This window comes from Pseudomonas sp. GW821-FHT05H12 (assembly GCF_059419385.1).
Genome location: NZ_JBWKRS010000014.1, coordinates 145,590 through 171,239, shown reverse-complemented (window position 1 = coordinate 171,239; position 25,650 = coordinate 145,590). Strand labels below are relative to the sequence as shown.

Genomic DNA, 25,650 nt, shown 5'->3' with positions numbered 1-25,650 from the left:
CCTCCTCCCCCCCCCCCCCCCCCCCCCCCCCCCCCCCGGGCTCCTACGGGTAACGTGTTCCGCCATTACCCCTGTGAGTGACCTATGAGAAACGACGACCTGGACCTGCGCGCCGACCGCGACGAACTGCACGACTACGCCCCGCGCGCGCCACAGGCCAAGCGGCAGAAGAGCCTGGTATTTCAGGTGGCACTGGGCGTATTCCTCGGGGGTCTGGCCTTGTGGCTGGTGCAACTGGGCGCGACAGCACTGATGGCCAAGCTCGCCATGGGCACCCTGCAATTCGGCGGCTGACTTCACCTCACCCCCCCAAAAAAATCCCTTGTGGGAGCTGGCTTGCCTGCGATGGCGTCCGTGAAATCGCCATCGCCGGCAAGCCGGGCTCCTACAGGTGTCAAGCGGCCACCAGGTCGCGTTCTTCCAGCAGTTTTACGAAGCTGTTCAGGCTCTGCGACACCGTCCCCCGTCGCCAGATCAGCCACGTGTGCAGAATCCGGAAGCTGTCGCTCAACGGCCACACACTCACCGCCGTAAACCCCGGCATGCTTTCCAGCATGCTGCGCGGCATCAGCGCCAGGCCCGCACCGGCACTGACGCAGGCGAGCATGCCGTGGTAGGACTCCATCTCGAAGATCCTCCCCGGTACCGCGCCATCCTGTGAAAACCAGCGCTCGAAGTGATGGCGGTACGAACAGTTCGAACGAAACGTATAGATGCTCTCCCCCGCCACATCCTGCCCCCGGGTAATCGGCGCATGGTGCAGCGGTGCGATCACCACCATTTCCTCCTCGAACACCGCCACCCCTTCCAGGGTCGCGTGCAACACCGGCCCATCCACAAACGCCGCCGCCAGACGCCCCGACAACACCCCTTCGATCATCGTGCCCGACGGCCCAGTGCTCAGGTCCAGTTCAACCTTGGTGTGCTTCTGGTTGTACGCCGCCAGCAATGCCGGGATGCGCACCGCTGCCGTGCTCTCCAGCGACCCCAGGGCAAACGCGCCCTGGGGCTCCTCCCCCGCCACCGTGGCGCGGGCTTCTTGCACCAGGTCGAGAATGCGCCGCGCATAGCCGAGGAAGTTCCAGCCCGCCGGCGACAGGCGCAAGCGGCTCTTCTCGCGGATGAACAATTCCACGCCCAGGTCCTGCTCCAGTTGCTTGATGCGCGTGGTCAGGTTCGACGGCACACGATGAATCAACTGCGCGGCGGCGCTGATGCTGCCTTGCTCGGCAACGGCCTTGAAGATTTCCAGCTGCACCAGATCCATATCATTCTCCAATCGTGAATGTATTGCTTAATATTATTCAGTTTCCAGAAAAGAGATAGCCCCGTAGCCTGAACCCAATCCATTCATTCAGCAGGACGGTGCCATGAACGCAACCACCCACGCTCTCTCGATCAACCCAGCCACCGGCGAAACGGTCGGCAGCTACCCCTACGAAAGCGCGGCGCAACTGGACGCCGCCCTGAACCGCGCCACCGCCGCCTTCCGCACCTGGCGCCGCCAACCGGTCAGCCAGCGCGCCGAGCTGCTGCTGGCCCTGGCCGCCGCCCTGCGTGAACAAGCCGAAGACATGGCGCAGATGATCACCCTGGAAATGGGCAAACCCATCGCCCAGGCCCGTGCCGAAATCGAAAAATGCGCCCTGCTCAGCGAGTGGTACGCCGCTCACGGCCCGGCCATGCTGGCGCCGGAACCGACCCTGGTGGACAACGGCAGCGCCCAGATCGAATACCGCCCGCTGGGCCCAATCCTCGCCGTGATGCCGTGGAACTTCCCGGTGTGGCAAGTGCTGCGCGGCGCCGTGCCGACCATGCTCGCCGGCAACACCTACGTGCTCAAGCACGCACCGAACGTGATGGGCAGCGCCTACCTGATCCAGCAGGCGTTCCATAAAGCCGGTTTTGCCGAAGGCCTGTTTGAAGTGATCAACGTGGGCAACGACGGCGTGTCCAGCGCCATCGCCGACCCACGCATTGCCGCCGTGACCCTCACCGGCAGCGTGCGTGCCGGCATCGCCATCGGCTCCCAGGCCGGGGCTGCGCTGAAAAAATGCGTGCTGGAACTGGGCGGCTCCGACCCGTTCATCGTGCTCAACGACGCCGACCTCGACGCCGCCGTGCAAGCGGCCCTGATCGGTCGCTTCCAGAACAGCGGCCAAGTCTGCGCCGCCGCCAAGCGCCTGATCATCGAAGCCGGCGTGGCCGAAGCCTTCACCGCAAAATTCGTTGAAGCCAGCCGTGCGCTGATGATGGGCGACCCGACCCTGGCCACCACTTATGTGGGCCCGATGGCACGCTTCGACCTGCGCGACGAACTGCACGGCCAGGTCCAGGCCACCCTGGAAGAAGGCGCCACCCTGCTGCTGGGCGGCAATAAAGTCGCAGGGACCGGCAACTACTACGAGCCAACCGTGCTGGCCGGCGTCACCGACCAGATGACCTCGTTCAAACAGGAACTGTTCGGCCCGGTGGCCTCAATCATCACCGCCCGCGACGCCGACCACGCCGTGGCCCTGGCCAACGACAGCGAATTCGGCCTCACCGCCAGCATCTTCACCACCGATGCGGCCAAGGCCCGCGACATCGCCAACCAGTTGGAAACCGGCGGGATCTTCGTCAACGCCTTCAGCGTGTCCGACCCTCGGGTGGCGTTTGGCGGCGTGAAAAAGAGCGGCTTTGGCCGTGAACTGTCGCACTTCGGCGTACGCGAATTCTGCAACGCCCAAACCGTGTGGCTGAACCGCAAATAACCCACTGACACCACCCGCATCCCCTGTAGGAGCTGGCTTGCCAGCGATGACGGCCGATCAGGCGATAGACATTTCGCCCCCGCCGACGCCATCGCCGGCAAGCCGGCTCCTACGGGGGATCGGGTTTTATCTCCCCCTTGGCAATACGATCGACTACCATACCGCGCCGGTTCCCAAACGGGACTAATAGGGAATCCGAAGCGCGGCCCCCCGCGTCAATCGGAACTGCCCCCGCAACTGTAGGTGCTGAGCCTGCTCCACACTGCCACTGAGCCTTGCTCGGGAAGGCCGGAGCGTGGCGACGACGCACGAGTCAGGAGACCTGCCGGCCAAGCGTTATCACGACCGGCGGGGTGTCCGGGAAGGACATCCTTGCCCTGCCCCCGGCAGCGTCCATGGCTGTATTTCCACGACCGTACCTCCCCCTGCTCACTGTACGGTTCAAACGGAGATTGCCCCATGCTGCCACGCGTTACCGCCCTGCTCACCGGCCTTGGCTTCTGCACCCTGGCCCAGGCCGCGCCCACCCATTACCCGCTGACGCTGGAAAACTGCGGCAGCACCCAGACCTTCCAGCAAGCCCCCGCCCGCAGCGTGACCATCGGCCAGGCCGCCACCGAAATGCTCTACGCCCTGGGCGTGGGCGACAAAGTGGTCGGCACTTCGCTGTGGTTCAACACTGTGTTGCCGCAGTTCAAGGCTCAGAACGACACCATCGAGCGCCTGGCGAACAACGAGCCGAGCTTTGAGTCGGTGATCGCCAAGCGCCCGCAACTGGTGGCCGCCGAGCTGGAATGGGTGGTCGGCCCCCAAGGCGTGGTCGGCACCCGCGAGCAATTCCAGGAACTGAAGATCCCCACCTACCTGCTGCCCTCCGACTGCGAAGGCAAGGACAACCTGGTGGGCGCCGACGGCACGCGGCTGGAGCCGTTCCGCATCGAGACTATCTATAAAAGTATCAGCCAACTGGCGCAGATCTTCGACGTGCAGGACCGCGGCCAACAGCTGAACGACGACCTCAAGGCGCGCCTGGCCAAGTCAGTCGCCACCGCCCAGGGCAAAGGCCTCAAGCAGGCCAGTGCGCTCGTGTGGTTCTCCAGCGCCGAGATGGCCAGCGACCCTTACGTGGCCGGCCACAAGGGTGTTCCGGAATTCATGTTGCAGACCCTTGGCCTGACCAACGTGGTGCAGTCCGATGAAGAGTGGCCCGCCGTCGGCTGGGAAACCATCGCCAAGGCCAACCCCACGTTCCTGGTAATCGCACGCATGGACCGCCGCCGCTACCCGGCTGACGACCATGAAAAGAAACTGGCTTTCCTGCGCAGCGACCCGGTGACCCGCAACATGGACGCGGTGAAAAACAACCGCATCATCATCCTCGACGCCCTCGCGCTGCAGGCCAGCCTCCGTACGTTCGACGGCCTTGAGCAACTGGCCACGGCCATCGACGGCTACGACCTGCCCCAATGACCCGTACCCTGCTCGCCCTGGCCCTGCTCCTGGCCGCCGTGCTCGCCGGCGTGGCCATCGGCGAAACCGCTATCTCGCCGCAAGTGGTGCTGCAAGTGCTCGCCAATAAACTGTGGGCGGCGGGCTACGTGCTCGACCCCATCGACGAAGGCGTGGTGTGGAACTACCGCCTCACCCGCGCCCTGGTGGCCGCCGCGTGCGGTGCAGGCCTGGCGACCTGCGGGGTGATTTTGCAGTCGCTGTTGCGCAACCCGTTGGCCGACCCGTACCTGCTCGGCATCAGCGCCGGCGCTTCGACCGGCGCGGTGTTGGTGGCGCTGATCGGCGTCGGTGGCGGGCTGGTGTCGTTGTCGGCGGGGGCATTCGTGGGGGCGATGGCGGCCTTTGCCCTGGTGATTCTGCTGGCACGCGCCAGCGGTTCGGCCAGTGGCACCGGCCAGATCATCCTCGCGGGCATTGCCGGCTCGCAGTTGTTCAACGCGCTCACGGCATTCCTTATCACCAAGTCGGCCAGCTCCGAACAAGCGCGCGGCATCCTGTTCTGGCTGCTGGGCAACCTCAGCGGCGTGCGCTGGCCGTCAGTGTGGCTGGCGGTGCCGGTGGCCGTGGCGGGCTTGGCGGTGTGTTTGTGGCACCGCCGTGCGCTGGATGCATTCACCTTCGGCACTGACTCGGCGGCGTCCCTGGGTATTCCGGTGCGGCGCGTGCAGTTTGTGCTGGTGGGCTGTGCCGCGCTGGTAACGGCGGTGATGGTGTCGATTGTCGGCTCCATCGGCTTTGTCGGGCTGGTGATCCCCCACGCTGCGCGCCTGCTGCTGGGCACCGGACACTCGCGCCTGCTGCCGGCCAGTGCCTTGGGCGGCGCGCTGTTCCTCATCGCGGCGGACGTGCTGTCGCGTACCCTGATCAAGGGCCAGGTGATTCCGGTCGGCGTGGTCACGGCATTGGTTGGCGCGCCAGTGTTTGCGCTGATCCTGATCGGCCGGAGGCACCCGCGATGAGCGTGCTCAGTTGCAGCGGCCTGGGCTTCAAGGTGCGTGACGCGGAGTTGCTGCGCGATGTTCACCTCGACGTCGAAAAAGGCGAAACCCTCGGCATCGTCGGCCCCAACGGTTCCGGCAAATCCACCCTGCTCAAGCTGCTTGCGGGGTTGCGCACGCCAGCCAGCGGCGACGTGCGGTTGGACGGCCAGCGCCTGGGCAGCTTGTCGCGCCGCACCATCGCGCAACAGCTGGCGGTGGTGGAACAACAGGCCGACACCGACGACGCCATCCGCGTCTTCGACGCCGTGGCCCTGGGCCGCACGCCGTGGCTGTCGGCGCTGAGCCCGTGGTCGACGGAAGACGACACCATCGTGCGCCAGGCCCTGCACGACGTCGACGCCACCCACCTGAGCCAGCGCGCCTGGCGCAGCCTCTCCGGCGGCGAACGCCAACGCGTGCACATCGCACGCGCCCTGGCGCAACGGCCGCAGATTTTGTTGCTGGACGAGCCGACCAACCACCTGGACATCCAGCATCAGCTTGGCATCTTGAAGGGCGTGCAAGCGCTGCCCGTCACCACCCTGATCGCCCTGCACGACCTCAATCAGGCGCTGACCTGCGATCGCTTGGCCGTGCTCGACCACGGGCGTTTGGTCGCCCTGGGCAAACCGCTGGACGTGCTCACGCCGCAACGGCTGCAAGACACGTTCGGCGTGCAAGCGCACTACCTCACCGACCCGTTCGACGGCGCGCAAATCCTGCGACTACGTCCCAACTAAAGCCCTCACATACCCAACTGTCGCCTGATCAACCGCCAACCTGTAGCCGTTTATATCTCCCTCACAAATCGTTCTGCTAGCATCGCCGCCTTGCGCAAACGCCGGACTGAAATGGAGCTTCTCAATGCCCGACAATTCCTTTGTGACGGCAGTCGTTACTGCTGTCCTGACTTCAATACTGACGCTGGTCGGCACCTATGCCCTGCAGTCCCGCCAAGAGGCTCGTGCTGAGGCCAATCAATTTCTGGACGCCGCGCAAAACACCGTGCAGGAAACCGTCACGATTCTGGATGATGGCTACAACGCGCTGGACAAATTGACATCGGCAACACACGACATCGGCTGGAAAGCCTTCTCCCAAGGCCCCTGGCGGGAATACATGGCGTTTGAGCGCCGATGGCATCAAAGAATGATCGTTCAACATTTCAAGCTGGAACGGTATTTCGGCAAAGACATGGCCGATACCCTGATTGACCTGGACGACATCCCCATGGGCCCTACCAGCCTAGACGCCGAACAAGAAGGCAAAGCCCCCAAACCTTACAACCTGCAGAAGCTTGCGGCCGATATCGAATACACCGTACGCAGAATGACAGCCATACAGGATGTCATTGACGAAAACATACGAGACAAACGAACCGATGGGCTGATGGAAATGATTGTGTCGACCAGCAGCTACAGGGACACAGCAAGCCGCCAGCTCAAGAATTACGATACCGGCACGATCAGGCTGCTTAAGGCACTCGACGAAAGACTCACCCAACTGGGTGCCAGGAAGGTCACCGTCGTCAACGTAAAGCAAAAGGACTGAGGATGACCAATCTCCCCATGGCTGATGCGCGCCAAACGGATAAAAACCGCAAGATCATCCAGGCCGCCATCAAGACAAGAAACCTGGCAAGCGCCGCGAACAACACCAAGTGGAACGAACTGATCACACACATGCGCCAGCGCACGGAATGGTGTCCGTCCTATCGTTCAAAATCCATCACCGGCTATATCTCTGAATGGGATGTGGAATGGTTCTACCACCTGCCGTTTCCCTTTGCGTATGTCCAATGGTTCGACATTGGTTTGTGGCAAGAAGCCCCCTCGTTGGGCGTGTTACTGCCACGCACATACATTGACCACACCCAGGAAATCTCTCAGGTCGTCTCGCAAATAGGCTTCGAATTTGAAGTGCAGGCCGACGTGCTGAGGATCTGGGGGTACCTGCCAAAATGCTACGAAGACTTTCCACCCGCACCCGAACTGTAGGAGCCCGGCTTGCCGGCGATCGCGGTAGCCCGACTTGCATCGGTGCCGGCTGACCGGCCGCCATCGCTGGCAAGCCAGCTCCTACAGGGGTTCGGTGGTGCTCAAACTGTAGGAGCCCGGCTTGCCGGCGATTGCGGTGGCCCGGCTTGCATCGGTGCTGGCTGATCGGCCTCAATCATTATCCCGCCGTCACCTCCACCCGGGCACTGATCCACTGGCGACTATAAGCAAGCACACTCCCCGCCATCGCGACCGGAAAATGGATAAACCCGTGCGCCGCCTCCGGCACTAAATGCGCCTGCGCTCCCGGCCAGCGTTCGGCGATCAACAGCGTGTCGTCCTTCAGCGGGTCCAGCGTCCCGACAAACATCAACGCCGGGGGCAGGCCGCTCAAGTCCCCGTACAGCGGTGACAACGGCGGCTGCCGGCGCGCCTCATCACTCAACCCCGGCGTCAGCAACGCCAGGGCCGTGACCATGCCCGGCCCGTCCAGCAGCAAGGTGTCCGGCCCCGCCGCGCGTACGCTCGGGGTGCCGGTCAGGTCGTACACGCCGTAATACAACACCGCCCCGCTCACCCGTTGCAGCAGCGCCGGCCATTGTTTCAACGCCAGCAACGTCGCCGCCGCCAGATGGCCACCGGCCGACTCGCCGACAACGATCACCGGCAGGCCGGCAAACTCATCGGCAGTCAGCAACCACCGTGCGGCCGTGAGGCAATCCTCCATCAAGCCTTCCACCGGTGTGTCGACCGCCAGCCGATAATCCACCGACACCACCGCCACGTTGCAGGCGTTGACCATGCCCAGGTTCAAATCATCATCCATCTGCGCATTGCCAATCACCCAGCCGCCACCGTGGATATCCAGCACCACGCCCCTGGGCTGGCCGCTCGGCAGCAAGATGCGCACCGGCACGCGCTGGCCGCCTACGCTGACCAGCCGAGTGTGCGCCGGGTGTTGCCGCCTGACCTTTTGACTGACGCGCAACAACGCCTGGATCACACGCGGCGTCACGCGGTTGCGGATTTTAAAGCGCGGCATCCAGGCCAGCTTCTTGTTGAACGCGCGCATCTGCGCCAGCTCGGGCTCGCTGGCCGGCCAAGGGGTATGAGCCATCAGCGGTTACTGCGCAGGATCGAGAAATTCAACGCCACCGCCACACTCAACCACGCCAGGTAGGGGAACAGGATCAAGCCGGTGATCAAGTCCAGCCGCAACGCCATCACCACCAACGCCGCTACCACCAGCCACAACAGCACAATCACCACCATGCCCGCGACAATTTGATGGGCGCCGAAAAACACCGGTGTCCACAGTGTGTTCAACGCAATCTGCGCCGCCCATAAGCCCAAGGCCAGTTGGCTGCCGGGGATCATCGTGAGGCGGTAACCGGCCCAGGCCAGCAGCAAATAGATGACTGTCCAGGCCACGGGGAAAAGCCAATTGGGCGGGGTGAAGCCGGGTTTGACGAGGGATTCATACCATTGGCCCGGCTTGAAGATCAGGCCCGTACTGGCGGCGGCGCCGCAGGCGATAAGGAAAATCAGGAAGATCATGGCCTGTCCTTAGCTGGGGTCAGCTGTAGAGGGTGTGTTTCAGAATAGGACGCCTGAAGAATGGGTAAAAGTTCACCGCAGGCTTCAGGAATGTTCCGGCGTCACGATCTTCAACCAGGGCCAGCGCGCCTGATAACTGAGGGCTTTACGCTCAAACAACTCGCGCTCCGGGTGCAGCGGGTTAATGCGCAGCACTCCCTGGGCCACATCCTCCAAGCCATACGGCGCATACAACTCGCCCGTTTCAATCTCCAGCCCGATGCACGTGCCTGCCACCAGGTAACGGTCCACGCCTTCCTTGGCCGTGCGCAACGGCGGGTAAGGCCGGCCAAAGCGCTGGCCATACCAGAGATGAACCCGCGCCTGGTTCTTGACCTCGACGTTGACGCCCAGGTCCTGGAATAAAACCTCGGCAGCGCGGATGACGTTGTCTTCCGCCTCGTAGGACAGGTCGGTGTCGAAGTAGAAAACGTCGTAGTCCTTCACCCCGTGATCGGCCGGCAAATTCGACTGATGATTCCACACCGCCTGGAACAGGCAGCCCGCCGTGAGCATGCACTGCTCGACACCGAGGGCTGGTAGGCGCGCAGTGATTTCGGCGTTGATGGGGTTGGCCATGGCCAGTTCGAGCAGGGTGTCGACGGTCAGTGTCATGTTCAGTCCTTTGATAGCGGGCGCATTCAAGCCCGCAACATTACACCACCCCGTGATGAGTTTCGTGACAGCGCAAAGGCTGTCGTTACCCCTTCAACTCACTGGCGCGGTGGCTCGCGGCGTCGTCGTAGGCCACATACAACGCTTCGGCGATTTGGCTTTTGATGGCCTTGGTGGACTCCAGCCCCAACACAAACCCTTCTGCCTTGCCGCCTGCGCGGTTGAGCGCTTCGTGGGTGGCGGCGCCGGTGATGGCGTCAAGAAGCTTGGTGGCGTGAGGGCCTACGCCTTTGGGCAGGCTGATCTGGTCGATGGACATAGCGATACCTTCAAAGAGAGAAATCGGTAGCGCGTGTAACCACTGCCGGGGTGGCATGGTAGTCCTGTTTCGGCACGAAGGGGGGCCAGCTCAGCCGGCAATCGCCTTCGCCGCCATCGCCAGCCGCTGGATCGCGGTGCGGATTTCCTCCTGGTTGAGCGAAGCAAACCCCAGCCGCAGGGCATTCTCACGCTGGCCAAACGGCGAAAACAGCCGGCCGCTGCGCACCACCAAATCCAGTGCCAGGGCCTTTTCACACAGCCGGTCGACATCGATAGCGTCGGCAAACTTCACCCACAGCGCCAGCCCGCCTTCCGGCTCCTGCACGCTGATCTGCTCGCCAAACGCTTCCCGCAGGCCCGTCAACAACACCTCCCGGCGCTGACGGTATTCCTTGGAAACCCGGCGCAGGTGCTTCTTCAACTCCCCGTCATTGATCAAGTCCGCCAGCATGCGCTGCATCACCGCATCCCCCTGCCCCAGACTCACCGCTGCCGTGCGCTCAAGCACCTGGATCACATTCGACGGCGCCACGATATAGCTGCAGCGGAACGTGCTGCCGAGGGGCTTGGACAGCGAACCAATGTAGATCACATGCCGTTGCGCGCTGTCGCTGGCCAACGGCAGATAAGGCCGCCCGGCAAAGTGATACTCGTGGTCGTAGTCTTCCTCGACGATGCAGAAGTCATGCAGCCGCGCCAGTTCCAGCAACTGCTGGCGGCGCCCGGCGCGCAGGCTGACGGTGGTGGGGAATTGGTGATGGGGCGTGAGGTACATCATCCGCACGTCGTGCTGGCGGCACAGCGCATCGAGCTGATCGACCCGGCAGCCTTCGTCGTCCAAATCCACGGTGACCAGCCGCGCGCCCAACTGGCGGAAAATCTCCCAGGCCGGTGGGTAGCTCAGGCGCTCCACCAGCACCACATCACCGGGCTTGAGCAACACGCTGGCCGTGAGGTACAGCGACATCTGCACGCCCTGGGTCAGGCAAATCTGCTCGGCGCCCACCGTGAGGCCACGGTTGTGCCGCAGCATTTCGGCCAGCGCCCGGCGCAGGTAGGCGCTGCTGCCCTCGCTGCCATGGCGCACGGTGTTGGTGGTGAAACTGTGGCGCAACGCATTGCGGTAATAACGGTGCAGCACCGCTTGCGGCAGCAATCGATGGTCACTGGCGCCGTTATCGAAAAACAGCGCGCCCGGCCGGTGTTGCAGCGCAGCGGCCTGTCCGTCCGGGGAGAAATAATCCGCCGCCGGCGTCTCGCGCAGCGCCAGGGCAAAAGGCTGGGGCGCGCTGGGGGCCGCCACCGCGCCGCTGGCCAGTTGCGTGCTCACAAAGGTGCCGCGCCGCTGGATGCTCACCAGCCAACCTTTGGTCACCGCCTCCTCGTAGGCCAGGATCACCGTCTTGCGGTTGACGTTTAGCAGTTGCGCCATCTCCCGCGTGCCGGGCAGCAAGGTGCCGGGGCGCAGGCGGCCTTCGGTGATCGCACTCACCAAACCTTCGATGATCTTGCGGTACGACGCCTGGGGCTGCGCGCCATCGAGTTTGAGCAAGGGGCGCCATTTGCGAAGCTGGACCATGTGAATTATCCAAAACTGGAGGTTCTTCTGGTCCTAGTCTACCGCAACAATCGAGCCTCAATTGCCCCGAGGTGTTTATGCACAACCGCCATGTCGTTGAACTGTTGCCCTCGGGCAAATCCTTCGAAGCTGCCGACCATTTGCTGCTCGACGCCATGCTCGCCAGCGGCCTCGCCGTGCCCTTTTCCTGCCGTCGCGGCGCCTGCGGGTCGTGCAAGGTCAAGGTGGTGGCCGGCGAATACCGCGCCAAACAGCTCGCGCCCGACGCCCCCGCGCCCTCCTACCCTCTCGCGGCGGACGAGATGTTGCTGTGCCAGAGCCACGCCTGCAGCGACATGCGCCTGGAAATCCCCGGCTGGTCGCTGGACACGCCGACGCTGGAAACCACCGCATACGTCATCAGCAATCGCCCCTTGAGCGCCGATATCGTCGAACTGGTGTTGCGCACCGCCCAGCCCCTGGACGTGCGCCCCGGCCAGTACCTGCGGTTCCGCCTGGACGATGGCGACAGCCGCTGTTTCTCCGTCGCCAACCTGCCCGCCCAGGACGAGGGCCAGCTGGTGTTCCATATCCGCCAGGTGCGCGGCGGCCGGTTCTCCGAAGGCATCCTGCCGACCCTGCACGCGGGCGCTAGCGTGAACCTCGAAGGCCCGGTGGGCGCCTGCACCTGGCAACACAAGGGTGAGCGCCCGGTGGTGCTGTTCGCCACCGGCACCGGGTATGCCGGTATCAAGCCGTTGTTGCTGACCGCCCTGGAGCGCGGGGCCGAGGTGACCTTGTACTGGGGCAACGCAGCGTCAGCGGATTTCTACGACGCTGAATTTCTCGACCGGGCCAGCCAGGTGCACCCACGCTTTCGTTGGCATCGCGTGCTGTCCGTCGACGCCCGCGTGCAGCAAGTCGCCCTCACGCAGCCCCACGACTGGCCTGACAGCCAGATCTACGCCTGCGGCAACAGCGGCATGATCAGCCAGGTGCGCGAAACCTGCCTGGCAGCCGGCACGCAGGCCCACCGTTTTGTCGCCGAAGCCTTCGTGCCCAGCGGCGCCTTGGCGCCCACCGCGTCACTCAACGCCCTGGACCCGGTGCTGGAAAAAGTCGGCCCGCGCTACTCGCTGGACGGCATGCTCGCCGCCCGCGAACAAACCGTGCGGGCCCTGGCTGCCATCGCCGAGCAATTGAAGGTGGGCATGACCACCGCCCAAGCCCTCGACATGGCCAGCCACACCTTGCAGGCCATGGGCGCGTCCCACACCTGGCACCCCACCTACATCCGTTTTGGCGACGACACCGTGCGCACACCCCGCCAAGGCATCGACCCGCAGCGCCAGCTGCGCGCCACCGACATCGCCGTGGTCGACCTCGGCCCGGTGTGGGACGGCTACGAAGGCGACTACGGCGACACCTTCGTGTTCGGCGGGCACCCGTTGCATGAAGCTTGCGTAAAGGCCCTGCACCAAGTCTTCGACGAAACCCGCGACGCCTGGCACCAAGGGCTTACCGGCCGCCAGCTGTATGACTTCGCGGAAGACAGCGCCCGCGCCAAAGGCTGGCGCCTGGAGCGTAACCTGGCAGGGCACCGCATCGCCGACTTCCCCCACGCCCTGTTCAGCCAGGACAAACTCGCCGACGTCGAGATCGTGCCCAGCGACATGGTCTGGGTGCTGGAGATACAGCTGTGCCACCCCACCCTGCCGATCGGCGCGTTCTTTGAAGACATCCTGATTGGCGAGCCCACCTACCAGCGCCCTAACGCCATGGCCCAATCCCACGCATAAACCGGCCCGATCCCGCGCGCCAACTTCCCGCCCTTCCGAGCATGCTGGCTCGCGACGCCTCAGCCCCGAGGCGTCGCAGCCCATTAAGACCGACCAAAAACAACAAAGAGGTTCTTATGCCCGTGCTCCCTCGCCCGTCCTCGCGCTTTGAGCGCCGCCCGCTGCGGGTACTGATGTGCGCATCCACCCTCGCGCTGGCGCTGGCCGCCAGCGCCACCCACGCCGACACCGCCAAACCCTACCCCCACGCACACGAGCCGATTGGCGACGTGCAAGCCATCTACGACGGCCGGCTCAGCCCGGAACTGGCGATCACCACCTTCCGCAACACCGACCGCCTGTTCCCGGTGCGCACCATCAAGGCCGGCGGCCACCCGTTCCCGCTGCCGCGCAGCGCCAAACCCCTGGCCCCCGTGACGTTCGAGTTCAAAGGCAAGCACTACAGCCTCGACGACTACGTGACCACCAACCGCGTCACCGGCCTGCTGGTGCTCAAGGACGGCAAGATCGTCGACGAGCGCTACGCCCACGGCAACACCGCCGAGACCCGCTGGATGTCGATGTCCGTAGCCAAATCCGTCACCTCCACCCTGGTCGGCGCGGCCCTGCAGGACGGCTCGATCAAAAGCCTGGACGACAAAGTCACCCATTACCTGCCCGCCCTGGCCGGCAGCGCCTACGACCAGGTCACCGTGCGGCAGATCCTGGCGATGCGTTCCGGGGTCAAGTGGAACGAGAAATACACCGACCCGTCCTCCGACGAACGCCACCTGATCCAGCTACGCAGCGAACAAGTGCCCGGCTCCCTGCTCAAGTTCATGGCCACCCTCAGCACCGCCGCGCCACCCGGCACGCGCACCAACTACAGCACCGGCGAAACCCAAGTGCTGGGCCAACTGGTCAGCGCCGCCGTGGGCAAACCCCTCACCCAATACCTCAGCGAAAAAATCTGGAGCCCCTACGGCATGCAGACCGACGCCAAATGGTGGCTCGACGGCGCCAACGGCAACGAAGTTGGCGGCAGCGGCATCAGCGCCACGCTTGAGGACTACGGCCGCTTCGGCCAATTCGTACTCAGCGGCGGCAAGGCCGGTGGCAAGCAAGTGCTGCCGGAAGGCTGGTTGAGCTTCGCCAGCGCCGTCACCGGCTCAGATGGTGCCTACGGCGACTTCGCCTCCATGTGGTGGCCCGGCTGGACCGACGCGTCCAAGGCTGACAAAGCCTTCACCGCAGCGGGCACGTTTGGTCAGTACGTCTACATCAACCCGACCAAAAACGTGGTGATCGTGGTGTGGCAAGCCCAGACCCAGCCGACTGGCGGCAAGGTGATCGACGACATGGTCGCGTTTGACGCGATTGCCAAGGTGCTGCCGTAAATGAACAAAGGGGACGAACCTGCCTGACGCGGGTCTGTCCCCTTTGCGCGCATTGCCCCACAGCTGTCCCACACCTACAGTGAATGCCTCATTTATCAACACCGAGGTCATCACCCATGGCACGCATTGTCCGACTCCACGCCTACGGCGACGCCAGCGTCTTGCAACTCGACGACATCGACGTCCCCGCCCCCGCGGCCGACGAAGTGCAAATCGACGTCAAAGCCTTCGGCCTCAACCGCGCCGAAGTGATGTTTCGCAACCACGCCTACCTGCAAGAAGCCGAATTCCCCAGCCGCCTCGGCTACGAAGCGGCCGGCGTGGTCGCCGCCGTCGGCGCCAACGTCACAGACCTTAAAGTGGGCGACGCCGTCAGCGTCATCCCGCCGCTCGACATCGCCCGCTGGGGCACCTACGGCGAAGTCGCCAACGTGCCCGCCCACCTCACCGTCAAACACCCGCAAAACCTCAGCTTCATCCAGGCCGCCGCCTCGTGGATGCAATACGTCACCGCCTGGGGCGCCCTGATCGAACAAGCCAAACTCACCACCGGCGACGTCGTACTGGTGACCGCCGCCTCCAGCAGCGTCGGCCTCGCCGCCTTCCAGATCGCCCGCAGCGTCGGCGCCACCGCCATCGCCGTCACCCGCACCCGCGCCAAACACCAAGCCCTGCTCGACGCTGGCGCCCACCACGTCATCGTCAGCGACGAAGAAGACCTGGTAGAACGCGTGATGCAACTCACCAACAGCAAAGGCGCCCGCGTGGTATTCGACCCCATCGGCGGGCCGGGCTTCGAAACCCTCACCCAAAGCATGGCCCAGGGCGGGATCTTGCTGGAATACGGCGCGCTGAGTGCCGAGCCGACGCCGTTTCCGTTGTTCACCGTGTTGGGCAAATGTTTGACGCTGAAGGGGTATTTGTACGCCGAGATCGTCGCCGACTCGGCAGCGTTGGAACGGGCGAAAGCGTTCATCCTGGATGGGCTGGCGTCGGGCGCGTTGGCGCCGGTGATTGCGAAGACGTTTGGGCTGGATGAGGTGCAAGACGCGCACCGGTATTTGGAGGCGAACCAGCAAGTGGGCAAGGTGGTGGTGACGGTATAAGGGAATCGTCCTAGGACATTTCCCAAAGGTGGCGAGCGGGTTGCCCGATTGCCTACGCGTAGCCCAGAATCCGCTGGCTTGTGCGCTGAGGTGGTGGAATCTAAGGTTGCGCGGTCGCTGAATTTTTTGGTGATCGGGTTTAGTAGCCCGGATCGGTTATCTAAATGTGCATGAGCGTCATCAATCAGACATCGCGTCTGTGCTTGATGGTAGCTGTGCGCAGGGCGTCCTCGGACGCGCCGGCTTTAGATATCCACCGGTCTACTAACCTGCGTACAGCTGCCACCCACTCGTTTAGTAGCGGGAAGGTGGTGGCATAAGCCAGGGTATCTTTTATGTCTAATGTCGCACCGGATTCAACCGTTCTCTTCTGCGTTGCTTCAGACGTGAGCAATGAAGCTCTCATTACCAATAGCTACGAGACGTTCGCATCGGTCAGCACCCTTTTGCTCGACCTTTCCGAAGATCTGAGTGGCAAACACCGTGATATTGCACTGGCGATTCACCAACTGAGCGAACTGGGTGTGCTCATGACGGCAAGACTCCTCGACCAAGAAGCACCCTGCCCTCGTTGCAAAACAGAAATTCTAGTCACTAGCTGACTGCTCGCCGAATCGTCGTATGCGGCAGTTACGATTCGGCGACCTTTCTACCCATGAAATTGATCAATTCCGGAGCAGGGCTAAGCCTTCGACTTTACCTATGGAGTTCAGGGTCTGCTTTCGGCCAGGAGCGGTCGTTGAGCATTTACGAAATTAGGAGCGATTACTATAGACATCACCGTCGCTCATCTTGACATTATTAAATGCTAATCGCGTCTTTGTCTGTTGTAAATGTAATCTACCGATAAATTACTGGCAGCTTCATTATTCGCATCATACTCAAAACTTCCGCCAATGTAAGCTCTCACTATAAACGATAGCTTAACATGGCTGCCTTCGTGCTCAATATTGTACAGCGCTCTAATGGCTTCAACTTCATCAGCATATTGCTTGTATTCTGTTGAGTCGATTGAGATCACCAAATCAACTCTACGCATCTCAAATTCGGACTCAATATAAACACTATCACCCGGAAGCCCCTTGATTGAATTTATTTGCGTGTATTCTAGACCTTCAAAAATATCTGATCTAACTTCCAGAACAGGAGTCATCTTATCGGAAAACAGCCTGGTTTCCAGCAACTCACTGAGATCATCATTATTCATTGCATCTAGAAATAACTCCGTCTCAGAGATCAGAAAACCCTCGAGATCGTCTAATAACTTTCGCTGATCAAACGAGTGAGGTATTTTATCAACATTTTCCTTCACGAAGTCATAAACATTTAAATAAGGCTTAATCTTTGCCTTTATATTGCGCGCTTCTATGTCCTTTAAAAGATCATCGCTGAATGAGAGGGATTTATCTTTGATCTGAAAAAAATCGTGCTTATTATTTGTTATGAAAGCCACATCACCCTCTATGTTTCTGGAGGATAAATAATCAAGAAATGAGAGCCAGATCAGCGTATCTCTATATCCCTTCTCCTCACTGGTAAATGGCTTTACCGAACCAATAGCCCTTTGAACAATGATACTATGCGGTACATTATCGTATTCAATTGTTTCAACCCAGTCTACCCGTTCCTTTAGTACGCTAGCCAAATCATAATTTTGAAACCCAAGATTTTCGATATCAAGCACCAGACTCTTCTGGCTCAGCTGACTCCCTTTTTTTATTGTTTTTGCCAGCTCCGAGAGTACCTCATTAACCTCGCACTGCCTAATATTGTTTGCTTCCTGTATTACTATATTTGACAGCAGCAACTCATACTCCAAATTATTCAAATAATAAAACAATAGTTTGGAGTTGGCATTGGTTGCAAACCAGTTCTTATAAAACACATTTGTATCTAGAAATACCCTCATTGAAACCCACCCTTAAGATCTTTCGTTACAGCGCTTTAAGATAGCTAGCTTTTGATTAGGGCGGAAGTCGGAAGCGTAAATCGCATATCACCCTAGTTTCTAAAAACACTAGATTACACACACTATTAAATTGATTCAACCCTAAACCTATTGTCGTTTCAGGCGCCCGGATTTAGTGGCTGCCGCTACCGGCAATTGTTGGTCATTAGCGACTCTTCTAAATTCTAAAAAGACAGATGAGCTAGACGGACAAGCGTATCAAATAAATTCAATGAATATATCTGCTTTCATCTGTATCTTTCATCACTCAGTCTTAACGACTTTACAGCGGAAGCCATTGCCTGCGCAGCCTCGCGAAGTATACTTCGCTTTGAAATGTAGTTTGTATCATTGCTCGCGATCTTCAATTTTTCTTGAAAAGTATTTTTTGCATCAATATAAGTTTCTGGAAAAGCTGCCTTATTGGCCTCAAGAAATGCTAATCCGGAAATAACAATTCCTTGAAACTCACCGTCCGAAACAAAATCAAATTTATCAACGCTGGGCCAAGAATTGTAAAGAGCGGCTGCTTCCAACTTTGTGTTATGCAGGCGCGTATTTTCCGCCTCAAGTTCTCCATTTTCCCGCCACAGCAATGTGGATACCACGGCAAACAAAAGTGCAATCGCCAATAGGCTGTAAGTAAACGGTTTTTCTTTATGCTTATACAGCTGATGGGCAAATCCAAAAAGTGTAGCTAGCGTGCCAATTGTTGTTAATGCTGCCCAGATCATGAGACCCCCAATGAAAGTTATGAGTGTAGATGTGTTGACAGATAGCACTAACAGACTTAGGCCAGATCGGGCCGGCTTACTGACAAAACTGTAAATATGCAATGAGAAAGAATACGCTATAATGGTTTCCTTGCTACTTACGAAACTGGCGATTCTAGCATACCACTTAGTACGAAGACTATTTAACTAGCAAACATATCTATATCCGCTTCTGACCCAATGTAGAAATGCGTGAACACCGCTTCGACCCGGATTAGCCACCTCGATAAGCCTTGAAACTCAGACAAAAAAAGTAGTAATTTTTACTTGAGCTCACCGCTTTACACCTAGCGTAACAAAGTGACTCCTCAATGCGGAGTTCGCCTTCCGACTCCTCATTGATTTTAGAAGTTTACACACTCCGTTAAACACATCTTTTGAGGCGCCGCTGAGCGCGCCAGCCCCTCCATCATTGCCGATAATGGCCGCTGGAATTGTACCGGTTATTGCTCCAATACTGATATCCATAAGAGATGCCCCGAGGCCTCGCCCCCATCTGCTTTCGACAATCCTGCGAATTGCCTCATTATTTTTGCTTTCTAATTCTCGGCGCACAACTGAGTTAAACTCAGCGTTTACAGACGAGGCCATTTTCTGGTTATTAGCTGTTTCTTTCAAGGCCTCACCAAGAAAGCCTCGCCAACTATCAAAAATCTCATCGTTTTTTCGAATATTTATAATCTCCTGAATACCTAAGGAATCCACGTCTATTGTATCCAGTCGAGCAAGCAATGAAGCATTCAGCTGAAATGTCATTTGCTCAGAAATAAACTCACGCTCCAGCGAACGTAAGATCTCAATCAGAACATGCACGTAGTCTGCTTCAGGAAAGAAATAATCTGCAGCCCCGTCAAAGCTATTATGTCGCGCAATTAGCGCTCTCACTACATACTGATAGCGGTTGAAACTTTTAGCGGAAACTTTCCCTTCAAGCGCTGTCACAATCGACTCTAATGATGCTTCATTTAAGTAAGGAGCATTTCCGCCATTCATCACAGTGAATGGGGCGGTGATCAGTATCTTGTTTCTTATGAGGTCGGCCATGTCAGCAAGCTCTTTTAATAGGCTATTTGCTGCATCTACTCTGCCGAGTATATAAGGAGGAAGGCCGTTCTCGCCATCATCAAGGAAAAAATCTAAAATATAATCAAGTGGGTCGTTTATTATTACTGCATGAGAATATAGTAACAGCCTCTTGATGCTCGATGTCATCCTGCCTGAAATAGAGTTATCAAATATGAAGGTGTCAAAGTTGCTAGACAAATTACCCTTGATCGCATAATCCATTACACCCATATTGAATTCCGGATCTATAAAAGGCCTGATCTCAAACTCATCAACCCTCTCAGGAACAAATTTTTCATTATATGGCTTTCTGGACTCAACTGCTAACAAATGTAAGTCTTTGGCTGTAAGAGGGTTTAGTTCCAATTCGCCGCGTTCCAACGGGCGATCTAATGTGTTCTCGAATAAACTAACAACGTTTGCGAATTCGGCCATGTTCGCTCCTTGAGTTGGCTGATCATACCCGCTATAGCAGTGTGGGTCGCATATTAAAACACATTTCTAATATTTGCTCTATTCACTCTGACAGCAACGCCTGCTTGCGATCCTAGGCAGCTTTTCGTGTGACACCTATTGGCCGGTTGCTACCCCCGCGACAGGCGGCAATCGGCCAGAAGCGGACGTTGACAAGCGACCGCCACCGGCCAGAAGCGGTCCCTCAATGGTGTCTATCAAAACAGTGGTATTCATTCCCTGACGGACCTCGGTTTAGGTTTTGTACGAAGTTTCGGGACGGTTAGAATCGCCGACATGATTGACTGAAGGCACGCACGGTATAGAGTTACGACTCCGATACATCCTGTGAATTGATCAAGAACCTAGTTTCTCCCGAGAAGAAGATGGGTCGACGTCGAGCACACCTTAACGCGCTGCTCACAGTCGATCAGACTCTTCCTCCGAAACCAAATACTCAACAAAATCCAAGTAGGAGCCCCATAGTTCAGGTGCTGTCATCAGTGCTTCTTTACCAATACGATCAACATCAATCGCATCACACCAGAGCACTTGCCCCAATTGGGAATTGCAATCCATCACGATCAAACCTTCAGCAGACTCCCCCAACACAAGATAGTTTGATAAAAGTCGGCCACTGCTTCTCAAACGCTTCGTTTCGTTAGTTGGGGATTCCCAACCGATCTGGTGCAGCGGTAAAACATAAATACCACTTCCATCGAAAAATTCCCCAACCAGTTTGAAGCTATCTGGAAGTGATATTTTCAACTCATGCTCGAGCTTTTCAATAAAATCCGGATCCACTGTGCGAATGCCATTCAACGACTCAAGTCGGCTCTTTACCATCTCTAAGCTTGACATACCAAACCCGCCGATTTTTTACGCGCCATTGCCGATACTCTCAAATGCCCTGCACTTTAACTTATGCAACGGATAGGAAATCGGGGGGGGATTCGTCCTGTTTACGATGCAGCAATCATGTGACTGCTTTCCAACAGCGGAGATACCAAGGCTCGTTAGACTGCCGCTCTCGCAGCATTTTGAGATTCTCGGCAACCTGCATGGCTTGTTCAAGAAGCAAAGCGTTCTCCTCATAAGCACATGGATCATTGGTGCCCTGGTACAATTGCCCGCCCTGCGAAACGTCTCTCACAACACTATCTGCAAGCTGATAGAACCTGACAATGAGGGCTGCTTGTTCCGCATCCAAGCAACCGATGTTTTGAATGTTCCCGGCGTAAACTCGGCAGTAATGGTCTGCCACTGATATACGGTACTCCTCGGCTGGCTTGGACGGGTCGCTGCGATAAAATTCTGCGCGCACTCTCAGATCTTGCAAAAAGTGCCGATGTCTCGTTATCTCAGTTAGCGCCATGATCTCCGAGTAGATAGCTCGACCAACTGTGCTTTGCTCCCGAGACAGCTTTAGCCACCAGGCAAGGATCGCCAAGACCACAGGCAGTGAAAATTTGACTACTTCGTCCATGCGCCCTCTCAGTTGCGTGAATTTCAAAAGGAAGCCTCAAGTGATTTTTTTCAGCCCGGTCAGCCTTAATTAAAGCTCGTGCGCGAAAATTTGCTGGCGAAATAGCGGCCCTCATGAATTAAAAAATATTGAGCGGCCGCGTTTGGCCGATAGCGGGCAGTCTCTCTACTCCCTTCTCAGCAGCATACGACTACCTACCTCCCCAACAACTCCCTAACCCTCCCCCCCAGCACCTCCACCGCAAACGGCTTCGTCAACACCCCCATCCCCGCCCCCAACTGCCCATACCCCATCACCGCATTCTCCGCATACCCGGTAATAAACAACGTCTTCAACCCCGGCCGCAGTTCCATCCCCGCCTCCGCCATCTGCCGCCCATTCATCCCACCCGGCAACCCCACATCCGTCACCAGCAGATCAGTATGCACATCCGACCTCAACAGTTTCAGCCCCGCCGCGCTGTCAGCCGCTTCGATCACGGTGTAGCCCAATTCGCCGAGGACGTCGGCGAGCAGCATGCGTACGGTGGACTCGTCGTCGACCAACAGCACGGTTTCGCCGTGCCTGGCGACTTCGAGGGCGGTTTGGCCGGGTTGCAGGTCGTCGCCCGGGGCGGCGCCGTGGTGGCGTGGGAGGTAGAGGGACACGCAGGTGCCTTCGCCTTCGGTGGAGTGCAGGTGCACTTGGCCGCCGGATTGTTGGGCGAAGCCGTAGATCATGGACAGGCCCAGGCCGGTGCCTTGGCCGATGGGTTTGGTGGTGAAGAAGGGTTCGAACACGTGGGCCATCACGTCGGGGGACATGCCGGTGCGGGCCTCGGCGCGTTGATTCAGCAGTACGTATTCCAGCTGGCTGACGTCGACAAGGGCGGTCCACTTCCCCATGGATGCCGGTGGTCATCCGCTATTACTGAAGCAAAAAAAGCACCCATTCAGAAGATCACCCTGTGAACTCTGACAGTAGCAAAGGACAGAGTACTGCCCTTAAATGGTCTGGGCAGAAAACTCATCCCACCGCTAAAAGGAATTTAAAAATGGCAGACAACATCGTTATTACCAGATTCACAGGCACGGTATCGTCGATCTCTCCGTCGGGGCCTGGAGGCGTCATTGGCGTAATGGACATAAACATTACGCCAGACAATGGCGGCGCCAAGGTTTTTATTCACGAACAACCATCAGGCAGTTATCAATCCGGCAGTAAAATTTCATACGCCAAAGTTGAGAACACCACGAGAGGAACCAGCTTCTACACAACAAAAGAGGTCTGAGAATAACGACTGACTTACCGCTGTAGTCAGTCCTCTCAACCCCATGAAACTGCTTTAACGTCACTCCACTCTACCTCCCCAACAACTCCCGAACCCTCCCCCCCAACACCTCCACCGCAAACGGCTTCGTCAACACCCCCATCCCCGCCCCCAATTGCCCATACCCCATCACCGCATTCTCCGCGTACCCCGTAATAAACAACGTCTTCAACCCCGGCCTCAGCTCCATCCCCGCCTCCGCCATCTGCCGCCCATTCATCCCGCCCGGCAACCCAACATCCGTCACCAGCAAATCAATATGCACATCCGACCTCAACAGTTTCAGCCCCGCCGCGCTGTCGGCGGCTTCGATCACGGTGTAGCCCAGTTCGCCCAGGACGTCGGCGAGCAGCATGCGCACGGTGGATTCGTCGTCGACCAGCAGCACGGTTTCGCCGTGCCTGGCGACTTCGAGGGCGGTTTGGCCGGGTTGCAGGTCGTCGCCCGGGGCGGCGCCGTGGTGGCGTGGGAGGTAGAGGGACACGCAGGTGCCTTCGCCTTCGGTGGAGTGCAGGTGCACTTGGCCGCCGGATTGTTGGGCGAAGCCGTAGATCATCGACAGGCCCAGGCCGGTGCCTTGGCCGATGGGTTTGGTGGTGAAGAAGGGTTCGAACACGTGGGCCATCACGTCGGGGGGCATGCCGGTGCCGGTGTCGGTGACGCTCAGGCGCAGGTACGGGCCTTCGGTGAGGTCGAGGGCGCGGGCGGCGTTGGCGTCGAGCCAGTGGTTGCCTGTTTCGAGCAGGATGCGGCCGCCTTCGGGCATGGCGTCGCGGGCGTTGATGCACAGGTTGAGCAGCGCGTTTTCCAGCTGGCTGACGTCGACGAAGGCGGTCCAGGCATCGGCGGCGCCGGTGGTTTCGATCTGGATGCCGGGGCCGGCGGTGCGTTGGATGAGTTCGGCCATGCCGTACATCAGGGTGTTGACGTTGGTGGCGCGCGGTTCCAGGGTTTGCCGGCGCGAGAAGGCCAGCAGGCGTTGGGTGAGGACGGCGGCGCGTTTGGCCGAGCCTTGGGCGGCGACCATGTATTTGTCCACATCGGCCAAGCGGCCCTGGGCGATGCGGCGGTTCATCAGTTCCAGCGCGCCGGAGATGCCAGCGAGCAGGTTGTTGAAGTCGTGGGCCAGGCCACCGGTGAGTTGGCCGACGGCTTCCATCTTTTGTGACTGGCGCAGTTTCTCTTCGGCCTGCATGAGCATCGCGGTGCGTTCGGCCACGCGCTGTTCCAGGGTTTCGTTGAGGGCACGCAGTTCGGCCTGGGCGTCGCGCAGGGCTTCGTCGGCGATGGTGCGTTCGAGCAGGTCGGCGGCTTGGCGGGCGAGGATGTCGAGCAGGCGCAGGTCGCGTTCCGAAGGCTGGTGCGGCGTGCTCCAGTGGGTGGAGATCATGCCGAGCAGGCGGCCATCGCGGGAGCGCAACGGCGTGGTCTGGGCCGAGCGGATGCCCGCACGGCGGAAGGCGGCCAGGTCTTCAGTGCCGGCGATCTCGGACCATTCTTCGAAGTCGGGGATGATGGCGCGCTGGCCCAACTGCAGGGCCATGGTGCAACTGCTGTAGGCCATGGGGCTCACCCATTGCCAGAACCCGACCGCTTCCGGTGGCAAGCCTCGCGAACACAAGAGCTGCAACTGGCCGCCATGGCCAGACGGGTGCCCCTCGGGGCACAGCAGCTGCATGGTGCCGAACTGCGAGCCGGTGATGGACACGGCGGCGTCGACGATCTTGCCGTAGAGGGCTTCGAGGTCTTGCTCGCCGATCAGGTCGAGGCTGATGCGGTGCAGGAATTCGATGTCCGACAGGGCGGTTTCCGAGTCGCGGGAGGCGGCGCGGGGAAAGGCGGCCGGGAAGGCGGTGCGTAGGGTTTTCATGGGGCTACCAAGGGAATGGCATTGAGCTATTAGCAGCGTATCAGCAAAGCTGTGACCACGCGCTATGGGCAGACGTTCGGTGGTGATCGCGGCAGAACGCGTGTGCAGGGCGACGTGCGCGTTTAGACTGACGCTTTTGCGCCAATCACTCAGGGAAGAAGCCGATGTCTACCGATCCGTTATGCCTGGTTTTCGTGCCTGCCCTTGTGGCCGTACTTGTGGCGGCCGAGGCAAAAAAGGGCACGCCGCTGAACGAAACCGAGGTGTGTGAGGTCCGAGACGCAGCCACCTGTATTGCGCTGCCGTTCAGCGCCGCGCTGGCGATGGAAACCCAGCGCGGTTATCCGGATATCGTCCCGGAAGACTGCTGGAACGAGTGGCAACGCGTGCGCCCTTCGCTTTCGTAACCCCGTTTTTTGCCCGCTACGAATGGAATCGACCCTTATGTTCACATCGCTACGCCCGTTAAAAACCTTCGCCGGTCTCACGCTGCTGGCCACCCTCACCGCCTGCGGCGCTATCACCGATGTGCGCTCGTTCTCCACGCCCTACACCTCCCCCACCAGCGGCGAGACCGCGCGCCTGCGGGTCATGAGCGACGGCATGGTGCGGGGCGTGCCCAAGTCCGGCTGCATTGACTTCCGCCTGCCCGGCGCGGGTGTGATGGTGGCCAACCGCGACGGCTACGCCGACCGCAACGGCGAAACCCTGGGCATGGCGCCCGTCGCGCGCTACTCGAGTAATACGGTGATGACCGAACTGTTGGTGCCAGCCGGGCAGCCCATCGCGTTTCATTACATCGGCGACCGTTGCTACAACATGTTCAGCTTCGTGCCGGAAGCGGGGATGGACTACGAGCTAGACGCCGCCAACCGCTATAAATGCGGGGTGACGCTCAAGCGCATGTTGGTCGGCGAGATCAAAGGTTCCCTGGTGCCGTTGGGTGAGAGCAAGTTGTGCAATTGGGCTGATAATTTCTAAGGAAGGCTCACACGCCATGGATATCCACGAGATCCAGCAACGCCTGGCGGGGAGGTTACTACCCCCCTGCGTCCCCTGTGGGAGCTGGCTTGCCAGCGATGGCGGTGGGTCAGCTGCAACGCTGTTCACTGTTGGATCGCTATCGCCGGCAA

Annotated in this window: 26 protein-coding genes, 1 pseudogene and 1 riboswitch; of the genes and pseudogenes, 14 read left to right on the top strand and 13 right to left on the bottom strand. The window is 59.4% G+C overall.

Translation table 11 applies throughout. The annotated features are described in order from the left end of the window. Positions 1 to 84: 84 nt before the first annotated feature. A complete protein-coding gene (locus AC07SU_RS14985) occupies positions 85 to 294 on the top strand; it encodes a hypothetical protein (protein ID WP_494997480.1) in 210 nt (69 codons plus the stop codon). A gap of 100 nt (positions 295 to 394) precedes the next feature. Here AC07SU_RS14985 and ptrR read toward each other — a convergent pair whose 3' ends face one another. After that, positions 395 to 1,267, bottom strand: a complete 873-nt coding sequence (gene ptrR / locus AC07SU_RS14980; protein ID WP_176998705.1) for a putrescine utilization regulator PtrR — start codon at positions 1,265 to 1,267, stop codon at positions 395 to 397. 103 nt (positions 1,268 to 1,370) lie between these two features. Here ptrR and AC07SU_RS14975 point away from each other — a divergent pair, with 103 nt between their 5' ends. The 6 genes from AC07SU_RS14975 to AC07SU_RS14950 all read left to right on the top strand — a co-directional run bounded on the left by AC07SU_RS14975 (position 1,371) and on the right by AC07SU_RS14950 (position 7,242). After that, positions 1,371 to 2,753: an aldehyde dehydrogenase family protein gene (locus AC07SU_RS14975; RefSeq protein ID WP_494997479.1), complete on the top strand. Its 1,383-nt coding sequence runs from the start codon at positions 1,371 to 1,373 to the stop codon at positions 2,751 to 2,753. A 150-nt stretch (positions 2,754 to 2,903) separates the two neighbouring features. Continuing rightward, a riboswitch (cobalamin riboswitch) is annotated at positions 2,904 to 3,097 on the top strand. A gap of 115 nt (positions 3,098 to 3,212) precedes the next feature. Beyond that, on the top strand, positions 3,213 to 4,223 hold the full coding sequence (locus AC07SU_RS14970; RefSeq protein WP_494997478.1) for an ABC transporter substrate-binding protein: 1,011 nt from the start codon (positions 3,213 to 3,215) through the stop codon (positions 4,221 to 4,223). Continuing rightward, complete coding sequence (locus tag AC07SU_RS14965; protein WP_494997477.1) at positions 4,220 to 5,224, top strand: FecCD family ABC transporter permease; 1,005 nt, start codon at positions 4,220 to 4,222, stop codon at positions 5,222 to 5,224. Before AC07SU_RS14970 ends, AC07SU_RS14965 begins: the two co-directional genes overlap by 4 nt. Then, positions 5,221 to 5,985, top strand: a complete 765-nt coding sequence (locus tag AC07SU_RS14960; protein WP_494997476.1) for an ABC transporter ATP-binding protein — start codon at positions 5,221 to 5,223, stop codon at positions 5,983 to 5,985. The genes AC07SU_RS14965 and AC07SU_RS14960 overlap by 4 nt, the downstream gene beginning before the upstream one ends. A 124-nt stretch (positions 5,986 to 6,109) precedes the next feature. After that, positions 6,110 to 6,796, top strand: coding sequence for a hypothetical protein (locus AC07SU_RS14955; RefSeq protein WP_494997475.1), 687 nt, complete (start codon positions 6,110 to 6,112; stop codon positions 6,794 to 6,796). A 2-nt stretch (positions 6,797 to 6,798) separates the two neighbouring features. Beyond that, positions 6,799 to 7,242 (top strand): DUF6678 family protein, encoded by a 444-nt coding sequence (locus AC07SU_RS14950; RefSeq protein ID WP_494997474.1) that lies wholly within the window; start codon positions 6,799 to 6,801, stop codon positions 7,240 to 7,242. Positions 7,243 to 7,420: 178 nt separating this feature from the next. On the opposite strand, the gene AC07SU_RS14945 is transcribed toward AC07SU_RS14950, so the two are convergent. The 5 genes from AC07SU_RS14945 to pdxR form a co-directional block, all read right to left on the bottom strand. After that, complete coding sequence (locus AC07SU_RS14945) at positions 7,421 to 8,359, bottom strand: alpha/beta hydrolase fold domain-containing protein (RefSeq protein WP_494997473.1); 939 nt, start codon at positions 8,357 to 8,359, stop codon at positions 7,421 to 7,423. Next, positions 8,359 to 8,799 (bottom strand): tryptophan-rich sensory protein TspO, encoded by a 441-nt coding sequence (gene tspO, locus AC07SU_RS14940; protein ID WP_494997472.1) that lies wholly within the window; start codon positions 8,797 to 8,799, stop codon positions 8,359 to 8,361. The genes AC07SU_RS14945 and tspO overlap by 1 nt, the downstream gene beginning before the upstream one ends. An 84-nt stretch (positions 8,800 to 8,883) precedes the next feature. Then, positions 8,884 to 9,453 (bottom strand): nucleotidyltransferase family protein, encoded by a 570-nt coding sequence (locus tag AC07SU_RS14935; protein ID WP_494997471.1) that lies wholly within the window; start codon positions 9,451 to 9,453, stop codon positions 8,884 to 8,886. Between the two features lie 85 nt (positions 9,454 to 9,538). After that, positions 9,539 to 9,772 (bottom strand): hypothetical protein, encoded by a 234-nt coding sequence (locus AC07SU_RS14930; RefSeq protein ID WP_494997470.1) that lies wholly within the window; start codon positions 9,770 to 9,772, stop codon positions 9,539 to 9,541. A gap of 90 nt (positions 9,773 to 9,862) precedes the next feature. Further along, positions 9,863 to 11,353: a MocR-like pyridoxine biosynthesis transcription factor PdxR gene (pdxR, locus tag AC07SU_RS14925; RefSeq protein ID WP_494997469.1), complete on the bottom strand. Its 1,491-nt coding sequence runs from the start codon at positions 11,351 to 11,353 to the stop codon at positions 9,863 to 9,865. A gap of 77 nt (positions 11,354 to 11,430) precedes the next feature. On the opposite strand from pdxR, the gene AC07SU_RS14920 reads away from it, so the two are divergent. The 4 genes from AC07SU_RS14920 (at position 11,431) to AC07SU_RS14905 (ending at position 16,215) form a co-directional block, all read left to right on the top strand. Next, positions 11,431 to 13,131: a M24 family metallopeptidase gene (locus AC07SU_RS14920; protein ID WP_494997468.1), complete on the top strand. Its 1,701-nt coding sequence runs from the start codon at positions 11,431 to 11,433 to the stop codon at positions 13,129 to 13,131. Between the two features lie 116 nt (positions 13,132 to 13,247). Then, positions 13,248 to 14,507, top strand: a complete 1,260-nt coding sequence (locus tag AC07SU_RS14915) for a serine hydrolase domain-containing protein (protein WP_494997467.1) — start codon at positions 13,248 to 13,250, stop codon at positions 14,505 to 14,507. A 116-nt stretch (positions 14,508 to 14,623) separates the two neighbouring features. After that, on the top strand, positions 14,624 to 15,613 hold the full coding sequence (locus tag AC07SU_RS14910) for a zinc-dependent alcohol dehydrogenase family protein (protein ID WP_494997466.1): 990 nt from the start codon (positions 14,624 to 14,626) through the stop codon (positions 15,611 to 15,613). 335 nt (positions 15,614 to 15,948) lie between these two features. Beyond that, complete coding sequence (locus AC07SU_RS14905; RefSeq protein WP_494997465.1) at positions 15,949 to 16,215, top strand: DUF6124 family protein; 267 nt, start codon at positions 15,949 to 15,951, stop codon at positions 16,213 to 16,215. Positions 16,216 to 16,421: 206 nt separating this feature from the next. On the opposite strand, the gene AC07SU_RS14900 is transcribed toward AC07SU_RS14905, so the two are convergent. The 6 genes and pseudogenes from AC07SU_RS14900 to AC07SU_RS14875 all read right to left on the bottom strand — a co-directional run. Beyond that, a complete protein-coding gene (locus tag AC07SU_RS14900; RefSeq protein ID WP_494997464.1) occupies positions 16,422 to 17,522 on the bottom strand; it encodes a PIN domain-containing protein in 1,101 nt (366 codons plus the stop codon). A 287-nt stretch (positions 17,523 to 17,809) separates the two neighbouring features. Further along, positions 17,810 to 18,295: a hypothetical protein gene (locus tag AC07SU_RS14895; protein ID WP_494997463.1), complete on the bottom strand. Its 486-nt coding sequence runs from the start codon at positions 18,293 to 18,295 to the stop codon at positions 17,810 to 17,812. Positions 18,296 to 18,607: 312 nt separating this feature from the next. Then, the gene (locus AC07SU_RS14890) at positions 18,608 to 19,834 is read right to left on the bottom strand and encodes a hypothetical protein (RefSeq protein WP_494997462.1); all 1,227 of its coding nucleotides are present in this window, start codon (positions 19,832 to 19,834) and stop codon (positions 18,608 to 18,610) included. Positions 19,835 to 20,272: 438 nt separating this feature from the next. Then, on the bottom strand, positions 20,273 to 20,713 hold the full coding sequence (locus AC07SU_RS14885) for an SMI1/KNR4 family protein (protein ID WP_494997461.1): 441 nt from the start codon (positions 20,711 to 20,713) through the stop codon (positions 20,273 to 20,275). 115 nt (positions 20,714 to 20,828) lie between these two features. Next, positions 20,829 to 21,338: a hypothetical protein gene (locus AC07SU_RS14880; protein ID WP_065882287.1), complete on the bottom strand. Its 510-nt coding sequence runs from the start codon at positions 21,336 to 21,338 to the stop codon at positions 20,829 to 20,831. A gap of 194 nt (positions 21,339 to 21,532) precedes the next feature. Next, positions 21,533 to 22,225: pseudogene (locus AC07SU_RS14875) on the bottom strand (response regulator); the annotation flags it as partial. Between the two features lie 146 nt (positions 22,226 to 22,371). On the opposite strand from AC07SU_RS14875, the gene AC07SU_RS14870 reads away from it, so the two are divergent. Then, positions 22,372 to 22,608 carry a hypothetical protein gene (locus tag AC07SU_RS14870; protein WP_494997460.1) on the top strand — a complete coding sequence of 79 codons (237 nt, stop codon included), beginning with the start codon at positions 22,372 to 22,374 and terminating at the stop codon, positions 22,606 to 22,608. Between the two features lie 70 nt (positions 22,609 to 22,678). Here the strand turns inward: AC07SU_RS14870 and AC07SU_RS14865 are convergent, their stop codons facing one another. Beyond that, positions 22,679 to 24,517, bottom strand: a complete 1,839-nt coding sequence (locus AC07SU_RS14865) for an ATP-binding protein (protein WP_494997459.1) — start codon at positions 24,515 to 24,517, stop codon at positions 22,679 to 22,681. Positions 24,518 to 24,681: 164 nt separating this feature from the next. Here AC07SU_RS14865 and AC07SU_RS14860 point away from each other — a divergent pair, with 164 nt between their 5' ends. Continuing rightward, entirely contained in the window at positions 24,682 to 24,924 is a 243-nt protein-coding gene (locus AC07SU_RS14860; protein WP_494997458.1) for a hypothetical protein, read from the top strand. Between the two features lie 37 nt (positions 24,925 to 24,961). After that, complete coding sequence (locus AC07SU_RS14855; protein ID WP_371319382.1) at positions 24,962 to 25,498, top strand: hypothetical protein; 537 nt, start codon at positions 24,962 to 24,964, stop codon at positions 25,496 to 25,498. The last annotated feature ends 152 nt before the right edge of the window (positions 25,499 to 25,650 follow it).